This window comes from Pseudomonas sp. Pseusp10, assembly GCF_059492225.1.
Map to the genome: position 1 here is coordinate 4,800,660 of NZ_CP168528.1, position 12,477 is coordinate 4,813,136.

Sequence of the window (12,477 nt, forward strand, 5' to 3'; positions counted from 1 at the left end):
TAAGCCAACGTTGCGTCTGTAACGCCCGTATGGCGCGGTGAATGGCCGAATCTCAGCCGATGGCATTTACCGTTTATCGGCTGTATGCCAGATTTGCCTGCTGATAACTTCCCTTACAATTTCTCGACTACAGTTTGCCTCATGCCTGCCCAACTCAAGCGTCGCCTCTTCACGTTCCTGCTGGTTGTCCTGTTGATTGCCGGGGGTCTGTTTGCCCATTGGATCTTCAAGGGGCGCTTTTATGAAAGCACCGACAACGCTTATGTCCAGGGCGAGATCACCCGTGTGTCGAGCCAGTTGGGGGCGCGCATCGATCAGGTGCTGGTGCAGGACAACCAGCATGTCGAGAAAGGCCAGTTGCTGATCAAACTCGAAGTCGACGACTTCCGCCTCGCTGTCGACCGCGCCGATGCCGCCCTGGCCACCCGCCAGGCCGAGCGCCTGCAAGCCCAGAGCAAACTGACCCAGCAGGCCAGCCTGATTGCCGCCAGCGAAGCGCAAGTCGCGTCCAGCCAGGCCAGCCTGGGCCGCTCGCAGATCGACCTGACCCGCGCCGAGACCTTGCGCAAACCCGGTTACGTGTCGGAAGAACGGGTAACCACCCTGTCTGCCGACAACCACATTGCCCGCTCGCAAGTGGCCAAGGCCCAGGCCGACGCGCAAAGTCAGCGCCAGCAGGTCAACGCACTGAGCGCCGAGATAAAACGCCTCGACGCACAGATCGCCAACGCCAAAACCGACCTCGCCCAGGCCGAATTAAACCTGACCCGCAGCGAAATCCACGCGCCCATCAGCGGCCTGATCGGCCAGCGCGCAGCCCGCGAAGGCCAATACGTGCAGGCCGGCGCTTACCTGTTGTCGATCGTGCCGGACGAAGACATCTGGATTCAGGCCAATTTCAAGGAAACCCAGATTGGCCACATGCAGCCCGGCCAGGAAGCCGAACTGACCTTCGACGCCTACAGCGACACCCCGATCAAAGCCAGGGTCGACAGTCTGTTCGCCGCTTCGGGCGCTCAGTTCAGCCTGTTGCCGCCGGACAATGCCACGGGCAACTTCACCAAAGTCGTACAACGGATTCCGGTAAAACTGACCTTCGCCGCGGACAACCCGTTGCGCGGCAAGATTCGTCCGGGCATGTCGGTCACCGCCAAGGTGAACATCAAGGACGCCCCTGAAGATGTCACCCCCAAAGTGAGCAACAAAGACACCCCTGACAATGGCCGGTGATCAACTGATCCGCACGGTCGGCGAACCGACCCGGCGCGACTGGATCGCGGTGATGAGCGTGATGCTCGGCGCGTTCATGGCGGTGCTGGACATCCAGATCACCAACTCCTCGCTCAAGGACATCCAGGGCGCGCTGTCGGCGACCCTGGAAGAAGGTTCGTGGATCTCCACCTCGTACCTGGTGGCGGAAATCATCATGATCCCGCTCACCGCCTGGCTCGTGCAGTTGCTGTCGGCCCGGCGTCTGGCGGTGTGGGTCTCCCTCGGCTTCCTGGCCGCGTCCCTGCTCTGTTCCATGGCCTGGAGCCTGGAAAGCATGATCGTGTTCCGCGCCCTGCAGGGTTTTACCGGCGGCGCGCTGATTCCGCTGGCGTTCACCCTGACCCTGATCAAGCTCCCGGAACACCACCGCGCCAAAGGCATGGCCATGTTCGCCATGACCGCCACCTTCGCACCCTCCATCGGCCCGACCCTCGGCGGCTGGCTGACGGAGAACTGGGGGTGGGAATACATATTCTACATCAACATCCCGCCCGGCCTGATCATGATCGCCGGCCTGATGTACGGTCTGGAGAAAAAAGAAGCGCACTGGGAGTTGCTGAAAAGCACCGACTACGCCGGCATTCTCACCCTCGGCGTCGGGCTTGGTTGCTTGCAAGTATTCCTGGAGGAAGGCCATCGCAAGGACTGGCTGGAGTCGAACCTGATCGTAACCCTGGGCAGTATCGCGCTGGTCAGCCTGATCACCTTTGTCATCGTGCAGTTTTCCAAACCCAATCCGCTGATCAATCTCAGCATCCTCGGCAACCGCAACTTCGGCTTATCCAGTATTTCCAGTGTCGGGATGGGGGTCGGGCTGTATGGCTCGATTTACCTGCTGCCGCTGTACCTGGCGCAGATTCAGAACTACAACGCCCTGCAGATTGGCGAAGTGATCATGTGGATGGGCGTGCCGCAGCTGTTTCTGATCCCGCTGGTGCCCAAGCTGATGAAGTTCGTCTCGCCGAAATGGCTGTGTACGCTGGGTTTCGGGTTGTTCGGGTTGGCGAGTTTCTCTTCGGGCGTGCTGAACCCGGACTTTGCCGGGCCGCAATTCAATCAGATCCAGATCATCCGCGCCCTGGGGCAGCCGCTGATCATGGTGACCATCTCGCTGATCGCCACCGCCTACATCCTGCCCCAGGATGCGGGATCGGCCTCGAGCCTGTTCAACATTCTGCGCAACCTCGGCGGCGCCATCGGCATCGCCCTGCTCGCCACGCTGCTGGATGCGCGGACCAAGGTTTACTTTGATTACTTGCGCGAAGCCATCGTGCCGAGCAATCCGCAGGTGGCCGAGCGCATTGCCTCGCTGACCGACCGGTTGGGCAATGAAACGGCGGCACTGGGCAAACTCAGCGAGATCGCCCACCAACAGGCATCGATCATGGCCTACAACGATGCATTTCATTTTGTCGGGATTGCGCTGGGGATCAGCATGCTGGCGGTGTTGCTGACCAGGAAGTTGCCGGCGGGGTTGAAGGCCGGGGAAGCACACTAATTGATACTTGCAGCGCCCTGACCGACCTCATCGCGAGCAAGCTCGCTCCCACATTGGACCGCGTCCGTCAGGACAACCCGATCAACTGTGGGAGCGAGCTTGCTCGCGAAGAGGCCAGTTCAGACACTGCAAATCCAAGCTCCCACATCGGACCGCATCCGCCAGAACAACCCGATCAACTGTGGGAGCGAGCTTGCTCGCGAAGAGGCCAGTTCAGACACCGCAAATCCAAACTCCCACATCGGACCGCATCCGCCAGAACAACCCGATCAACTGTGGGAGCGAGCTTGCTCGCGAAGAGGCCCGCAAACTCACCGCAAATCTCAAACAGTGATCAACCGCTCGCGCAACTTGCCAATCTCATCGCGCATCTGCGCCGCTGCTTCAAACTCCAGATCACGCGCCAACGCATACATCTTCTCTTCCAGGGCCTTGATACGCTTGGCGATCTCGCCCGGCGAGCGCAATTCCGCTTCGTATCTGGCGTTCTCTTCGGCGGCCTTGGCCATGCCTTTGCGTTTTTTACTACGTGAACCGGGCACGGTGGCGCCTTCCATGATGTCGGCGACGTCCTTGAACACGCCTTTGGGCGTGATGCCGTTGGCCAGGTTGAAGGCAATCTGCTTGTCGCGACGGCGCTCGGTTTCGCCGATCGCGCGCTCCATGGAACCGGTAATGCGGTCGGCATACAGAATCGCCCGACCATTGAGGTTACGCGCCGCGCGGCCGATGGTCTGGATCAGCGAGCGCTCGGAACGCAGGAAGCCTTCCTTGTCGGCATCGAGGATCGCCACCAATGAGACTTCCGGCATGTCCAGACCTTCACGCAACAGGTTGATCCCCACCAACACATCGAAGGTGCCGAGGCGCAGGTCGCGGATGATTTCGACCCGTTCCACGGTGTCGATGTCCGAGTGCAGATAACGCACGCGCACGCCGTGATCCGCCAGATAGTCGGTCAAGTCTTCGGCCATGCGCTTGGTCAGCGTCGTGACCAGCACTCGCTCTTCCAGAGCGACACGCTTGGTGATTTCCGACAGCAAGTCGTCGACCTGGGTCAGTGCCGGGCGGATCTCGATTTGCGGGTCCACCAGCCCGGTCGGGCGCACCACCATGTCAATGACGCGCCCGGCGTGCTCGGCTTCATAGTTGCCCGGAGTCGCCGAGACGAAAATCGTCTGCGGACTGATGCTTTCCCACTCATCGAAACGCATCGGCCGATTGTCCAGGGCCGAGGGCAGACGGAAACCGTATTCGACCAGGGTTTCCTTGCGCGAGCGGTCGCCCTTGTACATGGCGCCCACCTGCGGAACGCTGACGTGGGATTCGTCGATCACCAGCAAGGCATTCGGCGGCAGATAGTCATAAAGCGTCGGCGGCGGCGCGCCAGCTTCGCGGCCAGACAAATAGCGCGAGTAGTTTTCGATGCCGTTGCAGTAACCCAGTTCGAGGATCATCTCCAGGTCGAAACGGGTGCGCTGCTCCAGGCGCTGGGCTTCCACCAGTTTGTTGTTGGAACGCAGGTACTCCAGGCGCTCCTGCAACTCGACCTTGATGCCTTCGACTGCGCCCATCAGGGTTTCCCGTGGCGTCACGTAGTGGCTCTTCGGGTAGAAGGTGAAGCGCGGCAGTTTGCGAATGACTTCGCCGGTCAGCGGATCGAACGCCGACAGGCTTTCCACCTCATCATCGAAAAGCTCGATGCGGATCGCTTCAAAATCGGATTCCGCCGGGTGGATATCGATCACATCACCACGCACGCGGAAGGTCGCACGGGCAAATTCCATGTCGTTGCGGGTGTATTGCAGGTCGGCCAGGCGGCGCAGCAATTCACGCTGATCGAGCCGGTCGCCGCGATCCACGTGCAACACCATCTTCAAATAGGTTTCCGGGCTGCCCAGACCGTAGATGCACGACACCGTGGTGACGATGATCGCGTCCTTGCGCTCGAGCAACGCCTTGGTCGCCGACAAACGCATCTGTTCGATGTGGTCGTTGATCGATGCGTCTTTCTCGATGAAGGTGTCCGAGGACGGTACGTAGGCTTCAGGCTGGTAATAGTCGTAGTAGGAAACGAAATATTCCACCGCGTTGTTCGGGAAGAACGCCTTGAACTCACCGTACAACTGCGCCGCCAGGGTCTTGTTCGGTGCCAGCACCAGCGTCGGGCGCTGCACCTGGGCGATCACGTTGGCGATGCTGAACGTCTTGCCCGAACCGGTCACACCAAGCAGCGTCTGGTGCGCCAGCCCGGCCTCGATGCCCTCGACCATCAGGCGGATGGCTTCCGGCTGATCGCCGGCGGGCTCGAATCGGGTGACTAGCTGGAATTCAGACATGAAATACCTCTGGATCACTCTTGCCGGTAAAACCGGCACGAACGAGAAAGACCGCAAACGACCGATGTCGCCCGAAGAAAAAACTGGATTGTGCTCAATGTGGAGCCGATTGCCAGCGCTTTCAAGGCAAACGTCCTACATCACGCAAAACCTTTGCCGACGCCATTCGACTAACGGTCGATAAATAATCGGAAAAACTTACCCGAAATGCTGATTCGCCTGTCGCCAGCAATCGCCGATGGCCTCTATACTAGCTCCCCGTTTGTGCACCGCTCTAGTGCATTCGGCTGGAGCGCGACACGTCCCTCCACTCTCCATTCAGAGCCGCCGCAATAATGAGCCTGTTCTCCGCTGTCGAAATGGCACCACGCGATCCAATCCTGGGCCTCAACGAAGCATTCAACGCCGATACCCGGACCAACAAAGTCAACCTGGGGGTCGGTGTTTACTGCAACGAGGAGGGGCGAATTCCACTCCTGCGCGCCGTTGTCGAAGCCGAAACCATTCGCGCCGCTCAACACGTTTCCCGTGGCTACCTGCCAATCGACGGTATCGCCGCCTACGACCAGGCTGTGCAGAAATTGCTGTTCGGCAATGATTCGCCGCTGATCGCTGCCGGCCGTGTAATCACCACCCAGGCCGTTGGCGGTACTGGCGCACTGAAAATCGGTGCCGACTTCCTCAAGCAACTGCTGCCGAACGCCGTCGTGGCAATCAGCGACCCGAGCTGGGAAAACCACCGCGCCCTGTTCGAAACCGCCGGCTTCCCGGTGCAGAACTACCGTTACTACGACGCCGCGACCCACGACGTGAATCGTACCGGCATGCTGGAAGACCTGAACGCGCTGCCGAACGGCTCGATCATTGTGCTGCACGCCTGCTGCCACAACCCGACTGGCGTGGACCTGAGCCCGGCGGACTGGAAAAACGTTCTTGAAGTAGTGAAAGCGAAGAACCACGTGCCATTCCTCGACATGGCGTATCAAGGTTTCGGCGATGGCATCGACGAAGACGCCGCTGCCGTGCGCCTGTTCGCCGAGTCGGGCCTGACTTTCTTCGCCTCCAGCTCGTTCTCCAAGTCGTTCTCGCTGTACGGCGAGCGTGTGGGTGCCCTGTCGATCGTCAGCGAATCGAAAGAAGAAAGCGCGCGCGTGCTGTCGCAAGTCAAACGCGTGATCCGCACCAACTACTCCAACCCGCCGACCCACGGTGCCAGCGTTGTCGCTGCGGTGCTGAACAGCCCGGAACTGCGCGCCCAGTGGGAAGCCGAACTGGCCGAAATGCGCCTGCGCATTCGTGGCATGCGGACCCAGATGGTCGACCTGCTGGCTCAAAAAGCGCCTCAGCGCGATTTCAGCTTCGTCGGTCGTCAGTGCGGCATGTTCTCGTACTCCGGCCTGAGCGTTGAGCAGGTTCACCGCCTGCGCAACGAGTTCGGCATCTATGCCCTGGACACCGGCCGCATCTGCGTGGCTGCGCTGAACCAGAGCAACATCAAGGTTGTGACGGATGCCATCGTTCAGGTGATCTGAATCGCGTCGTGATGTGAAAAACGGGAAGCCATTGAGCTTCCCGTTTTTTATTTGTCGCAGATAAATCTCAAACCACGGGCTCAGCCCTCTAAACTCCACACAATTCAAAACGTGGGAGCGAGTCTGCTCGCGATAGCGATGTATCAGCCACCGTTGATGGTGAATGTGCTGCCGCCATCGCGAGCAGGCTCGCTCCTACAGGTATTATGTACACCCTGGAACTCCTGCGAGAAAACACATGAAAAACGATGACCTGCGCGCCGACCGCGATGACCTGGATGACTTCATCCCTCGCACCCCAGCCAAACAACGCGGCAACAATCTGGTGATGCAAGTGGCTGTCGGTGTGTTTCTCGGTGGCCTGGCCCTGTGGCTGGTGCAATTGGGTGCCACGGCGCTCTACGCCAAACTGATGCTCGGCACCATTACCTTCGGCGGCTAGGCCAGTTCGGTCGCACGCTGGCTGGCAGCGTCGTCGTAGGCGACATACAGAGATTCCGCGACCTGGCTCTTGATCGCTTTAATGCTTTCCAGCCCCAGGACAAAACCTTCCGCCTTGCCACCTGCGCGGTTCAATGCTTCAGCGGTGCCGGCCTGAGTGATGGCATCGAACAACCTTTCGGCGTGGGGGCCGACACCCTTGGGCAGGCTGATCTGAGAGATGCTCATGGGTGCACCCCGTGGTGTCGAGGTGTGAGGGTCAAATGATTCATGGCGCGTACCTTTTCGGCGAATGGCCGGCAGCGCGTGTCACCACTTCCGGGCAGCCATGGTAGACCTCTGGGGCGATCCTGGTAACCGCCAATCGCCGCTAAACCACCGCCCGTCCCGATGATTCGCTCCAATTGTTATTCGATGCTTGACTTCTCTTTTTGAATCAGTAAGATACGCGCCATTCCGCGATAGCTCAGTTGGTAGAGCAAGTGACTGTTAATCACTGGGTCCCTGGTTCGAGTCCAGGTCGTGGAGCCAGACCAGGCTCCAGAGAAGGCTTTCAAAATCTCTGAAACCCCCGAAAAACCCGCCTTATGGCGGGTTTTTTCGTTTTGGCGTTCTGTCGGATTCCGGTGGGTACCCGCAATTTTAAGGGTAGAGTTTGCCCCGGTCATCGCATCCCTGCCTTCACCCAATGCAGCCTCCACCCGCCCACCGGTATCGGTGTTCAGGAGGCCAGATCATGAGATGCCCAAGCTCCCGATCGTAAAGAGCCGCCAGTCCCTCGTTAGAGGACACCCCCACAGGTCGCAGGGGCCTTGATCCCTGACAACACTCAACATTCTTGGCGATCCGGCCATGCCTCAAGCAACACCGTCTGCAATGACAGGGCTGCAGATAGCCCATCAAACACTGTTGTTCCCCGGAGCCAGTTGGCCGGAGTCACGAAGGGCACAGCGGGATCAAACTGTTGAGTAATCCGGGCCAACGAGCTCATATCGATTTTCCTTTTTGAAACGACCCAGGTACGCAGATATCAAGCAACATGAGTGTTCGCTGCAAGCTCATGCTGGGGCTGGGGCTCAGGCTTGATCTTGAACCAGAGGGCGTACATCGCTGGCAGGAACACCAGGGTCAGCACGGTGCCGGCAAACGTACCGCCAATCAGGGTGTAGGCCAGCGTTCCCCAGAACACCGAATGGGTCAGCGGAATGAACGCCAACATCGCCGCCAATGCCGTGAGAATCACGGGCCTCGCGCGCTGCACAGTGGCTTCGACCACGGCGTTGTAAGGCGACAGGCCGGCTTGCTCATTGGAGTGAATCTGGCCAATGAGGATCAGCGTGTTGCGCATCAGAATCCCTGACAAGGCAATCAATCCCACCAAGGCGTTGATCCCGAACGGCTGCTGGAACAGCAGCAGAATTGGCACCACACCAATCAGGCCCAAAGGCGCGGTGGCAAACACCATCATCATTGCCGACATCGAGCGCACCTGAATGATGATGGTCAGCAACATCAGCGCGATCATGATCGGGAACAATGGCAGCAATGCCTTGTTCGCTTTACCCGACTCCTCGATCGCGCCGGCAAACTCAATCCGGTAGCCCGTCGGCAGCTTTTCGATGACGGGCTGCAACTGCGTTATCAAGGCGTTGGAGACATCGGGGGGCTGAAGACCTTCAGCCACGTCACCGCGCACGGTTATTGTCGGCGTACGATCACGACGTCGCAGGATGGGCTCTTCCATGCGTACATCCACCGCCCCTACCTGGGACAGCGAAACGCGCTGACCTTGGACGCCGGTCAGCGTGAAGGCGGCAATTTTCGACGGATCCAGACGCGTTTCACCCGCCGAGCGAGCCACCACCTGAACCGAGCGAATGTCCTCACGCACCTCGGTGACAGGCACCCCCGTGAGCAGGAATTGCAGCTGTTGCGCGACATCGGTCGAGGTCAAGCCGAATGCTTGCAGACGATCCTGATCCAGCGTGAGATGAAGCGCCGGTGTGCGCTCGCCCAAGTCGGTGTTGACGGTCCTCATCATCGGGCTGGCGGTCATGACCGCACGCACCTGCGCGGCGATATCTCGTAACACCGCAGAGTCGGCGCCCATCACCCGAAAGGCCACCGGATACGGTGAATAAGGACCAAATACCAACTGCGTCACCCGCACCCGAGCTTCAGGCGCCAAGCCATCGGCCGCGGCTTGTCTGAGGCGGAGCTTGAGCGCCTCACGCTCTTGCTGATTCGCGGTCAGGACGACGATTTTTGCGAAGGATGGATCGGGTAGTTCAGGGGCCATCGCCAAGTAGAAGCGCGGCGCGCCCTGGCCAATGTAAGCGGTGACGATCTTGGCCTCCGGCTGCTGAGCCAACCACGCCTCGACCTTGGCCGCCGCCACATCAGTCTGTTCGATAGAGGTGCCGTAAGGCATCTGCACCTCAACCAGCACCTCAGGTCGGTCGGACGTTGGGAAGAACTGCTTGTTGACCACGCCCATGCCCAGAATCGCAACAACAAACAAGCCCACGACGGATGTCGCCACCAGGCCTTTGCGGCGGATCACACTGCCCAGCAGGCGCCTGAAACGCTGATAGTTCGGCGTACCGTAAATCGCCGTATGCCCGCCGTCAGGCACCTTGATCTGCGGTAGCAGTTTGACGCCCAGGTAAGGGGTAAACACCACGGCCACCACCCAGGAAGTGATCAGCGCAATGCCAACGATCCAGAACATGTTCGCGGTGTACTCACCAGCGGTCGACTTGGCAAAACCGTTGGGCATAAAGCCGATCGCCGTCACCAACGTCCCCGACAACATCGGCGCGGCCGTGTGGCTCCAGGCATAAGCGGAGGCCTTGATTCGGTCGTAGCCCTCCTCCATCTTCACCACCATCATTTCAATGGCAATGATTGCATCGTCCACCAGCAGCCCCAGCGCCAGAATCAACGAGCCCAGGGTAATTCGATCGAAGTCCTTGCCCGTGGCCGCCATGACAATGAACACGGCCGCCAGGGTCAGCGGCACCGCCGCGGCAACCACAACGCCGACACGCCAGCCCATGCTGAGAAAACACACCAGCAGCACCACGCCCAAGGCAGCAAAGAATTTCACCATGAACTCGTTGACGGAGGCGCCAATATTCACCGCCTGATCCGTGACCTTGGTCAGGCTCATGCCCAAAGGCATCTGCTCGTTGATCGCTGTGGCCTCAGCGTCCAGCGACTTCCCCAAATCCAGACCGTTCCAGCCGTCGCGCATGACCACGCCGAGCAACAGTGCCGGCTCGCCGTTGTTGCGTACCTGGAACGTCGCGGGGTCCTCATAACCGCGCTTGACCTCAGCCACATCGGACAACTTGAGGGTTCTGCCCTGCACCGTCAGTGGGGTATTACGTATCTTCTGCAGGTCATCAAACGCGCCATCCAGGCGGATGAAAACCTGTGGACCCTTCGCTTCTACCGAACCTGCCGGGGTTATCATGTTTTGCGCGTTCAACGCACTGAAGATGTCGCGTGCGGAAATGCCCAGTGTCGCCAAACGCTCGTAGGACAGCTCGACAAAAATGCGCTCGGCCTGTTCACCGATGATGTTGACCTTCTTCACACCCGCCACATGCAGCAGACGCTGGCGCAAGCTCTCGGCTTCGCGCACCAACAGACGTTGCGGCTCGCCCTTGGCCTTGAGCGCATAGAGCGCGAAGGTGACATCGGAATACTCATCATTGACCATCGGGCCGATCACCCCAGGCGGCAACCCCTTCTGCTCATCCAGAATTTTCTTGCGCGCCTGGTAAAACTCCTCCTGGACGGCTGAGGGCGGCGTGCTGTCGAGCAGGTACACCGTAGTGAATGCCAAGCCGGGCCGGGTAAAGGTCTCGGTCCGATCGTACCAACGCAGTTCCTGCATGCGTTTTTCCAGCTTTTCTACCACCTGGTCTTGCATCTCCTGGGCCGTCGCCCCTGGCCAGGCGGTGACCACCGTCATTTGTTTAATGGTGAATGCGGGGTCTTCCGCACGCCCCAGTTTGAAGAAGGCGTACAACCCACCCACAGCAATCAGCAGGATCAAAAACAGGGTGATTGAGCGCTCGCGTACAGCCAGCGCCGAAAGATTGAAGCCGCTCATCGACTTACCTCAACCACTGAATTTTGCGGAGCATCGGCGAGTTCAGTCCTTACCTTCTCTCCCTCGCTCAGCAAGTGAGCACCCAATGCGACAACACGATCACCCACCTGCAGATCACCCGTCACGCGCACGCTGGCCTCATTATTCAGGCCGCGAACCTTGATCGGGCGCCATGCCACCTGCTCCGGTTCCCCGCCCACCACCCAGACCCCCGGGCCGTTACCGGTGTCGTAGAGGGCCCCCATGGGCACCTGTAATTCCTTGACATCAGCAACATCCGTGTCAGCGATAACCACTGAGATTGTCGAACCCAGGGTGGCGTTGGAGAGCGCCCCCTCCAGCACATAGCGCGCTTCAAACGTTCGGGTCTGTCGGTCGGCAGAGTCGGACAACTGGCGTAAACGCGCTTTACCTGCAGTCTGGTGCTGGCCGTATAGCTCAACCGTCGCCGCCGAGCCCAGCGCAGGACGTAACGTCTCGGGTAACTGGATCACGGCCTCGCGCTGCCCTGAATGGGCAACGCGTACCACCACCTGCCCTGCGCCAACTACCTGCCCCGGCTCCGCCAAGGTATCCACTACCACCCCGTCAGCATCCGCCAGCAACGTCGAATAACCGGTCGCGTTTTTCGCCACATCAGCCTGGGCCTGGGCAGCGTTGAGTTGGGCTTTCGCCGAGTCGGCGGCTGCTTTGATCCCTGCGTAAGCTGAAGCAGATACCGCCCCGACGGACACCAGATCACGGTAGCGAAGCTCGTCATCGGAGGCCTGCCGAGCTCGGGCCATGGCGGCCAGTACCGCTTCCTGCTGTGCCCGCGCGGTCAGCGTCAGGTCGTTGGCATCGATGCGCATGAGGGGCTGCCCGCGCTTGACACTCTGTCCAGCATCCACCAAACGCTCCAAGACCTTCCCAGGTACCCGAAAACCGAGATCGCTCTGAACTCGAGCCGCGACGATACCGGTGAATACCCGTGCCGCAGGCTCGGAGGGCTGAACCACGCCGATGCGCACCAAGGGCACTTGAAGGCGAGGATCGGCAGGCGTGACCTCGTTGCAGGCCGCCAGGGCAAACGGCAACAAGACAATGAAAATGGGTGACATGCGGTGGCGCTGGATCATAAAGACCTCTCGGTAGCGGATGCACCATGCTTATTCAAGTGACCATTCCTGTCAATAGTCACTACCAAGACGAATGAACATTGCCCACTTGATCAGAGCAAAGCAAAGAGGCTCGATATCTGGTTTTTTTCAGGCGCACACGCTGATACGGATG

At 59.7% G+C, this 12,477-nt stretch carries 8 protein-coding genes and 1 tRNA gene; 5 read left to right on the forward strand and 4 right to left on the reverse strand.

Annotated features, from left to right (window positions below):
- Positions 1 to 141: 141 nt before the first annotated feature.
- Together ACEN8Z_RS21790 and ACEN8Z_RS21795 are read left to right on the forward strand one after the other, a co-directional pair.
- Entirely contained in the window at positions 142 to 1,230 is a 1,089-nt protein-coding gene (locus ACEN8Z_RS21790; protein ID WP_495595618.1) for an HlyD family secretion protein, read from the forward strand.
- Complete coding sequence (locus ACEN8Z_RS21795) at positions 1,220 to 2,770, forward strand: MDR family MFS transporter (RefSeq protein WP_495595619.1); 1,551 nt, start codon at positions 1,220 to 1,222, stop codon at positions 2,768 to 2,770. The genes ACEN8Z_RS21790 and ACEN8Z_RS21795 overlap by 11 nt, the downstream gene beginning before the upstream one ends.
- A gap of 323 nt (positions 2,771 to 3,093) precedes the next feature.
- Here ACEN8Z_RS21795 and uvrB read toward each other — a convergent pair whose 3' ends face one another.
- Positions 3,094 to 5,109 carry an excinuclease ABC subunit UvrB gene (gene uvrB / locus ACEN8Z_RS21800; protein ID WP_495595620.1) on the reverse strand — a complete coding sequence of 672 codons (2,016 nt, stop codon included), beginning with the start codon at positions 5,107 to 5,109 and terminating at the stop codon, positions 3,094 to 3,096.
- Between the two features lie 335 nt (positions 5,110 to 5,444).
- Between uvrB and ACEN8Z_RS21805 the strand changes: the two genes are divergently transcribed.
- Together ACEN8Z_RS21805 and ACEN8Z_RS21810 are read left to right on the forward strand one after the other, a co-directional pair.
- Positions 5,445 to 6,641 (forward strand): amino acid aminotransferase, encoded by a 1,197-nt coding sequence (locus ACEN8Z_RS21805; protein WP_495595621.1) that lies wholly within the window; start codon positions 5,445 to 5,447, stop codon positions 6,639 to 6,641.
- 238 nt (positions 6,642 to 6,879) lie between these two features.
- Entirely contained in the window at positions 6,880 to 7,083 is a 204-nt protein-coding gene (locus tag ACEN8Z_RS21810) for a hypothetical protein (protein ID WP_495595622.1), read from the forward strand.
- Here the strand turns inward: ACEN8Z_RS21810 and ACEN8Z_RS21815 are convergent.
- Positions 7,080 to 7,310, reverse strand: coding sequence for a hypothetical protein (locus ACEN8Z_RS21815; protein ID WP_495595623.1), 231 nt, complete (start codon positions 7,308 to 7,310; stop codon positions 7,080 to 7,082). The genes ACEN8Z_RS21810 and ACEN8Z_RS21815 overlap by 4 nt on opposite strands.
- Positions 7,311 to 7,537: 227 nt before the next feature.
- Between ACEN8Z_RS21815 and ACEN8Z_RS21820 the strand changes: the two genes are divergently transcribed.
- Positions 7,538 to 7,613: transfer RNA gene (locus ACEN8Z_RS21820), tRNA-Asn, on the forward strand.
- A 499-nt stretch (positions 7,614 to 8,112) separates the two neighbouring features.
- Here the strand turns inward: ACEN8Z_RS21820 and ACEN8Z_RS21825 are convergent.
- Both ACEN8Z_RS21825 and ACEN8Z_RS21830 read right to left on the reverse strand, forming a co-directional pair.
- Positions 8,113 to 11,205, reverse strand: a complete 3,093-nt coding sequence (locus ACEN8Z_RS21825) for an efflux RND transporter permease subunit (protein ID WP_495595624.1) — start codon at positions 11,203 to 11,205, stop codon at positions 8,113 to 8,115.
- Positions 11,202 to 12,323, reverse strand: a complete 1,122-nt coding sequence (locus ACEN8Z_RS21830) for an efflux RND transporter periplasmic adaptor subunit (protein WP_495595625.1) — start codon at positions 12,321 to 12,323, stop codon at positions 11,202 to 11,204. Before ACEN8Z_RS21830 ends, ACEN8Z_RS21825 begins: the two co-directional genes overlap by 4 nt.
- Positions 12,324 to 12,477: the final 154 nt, after the last annotated feature.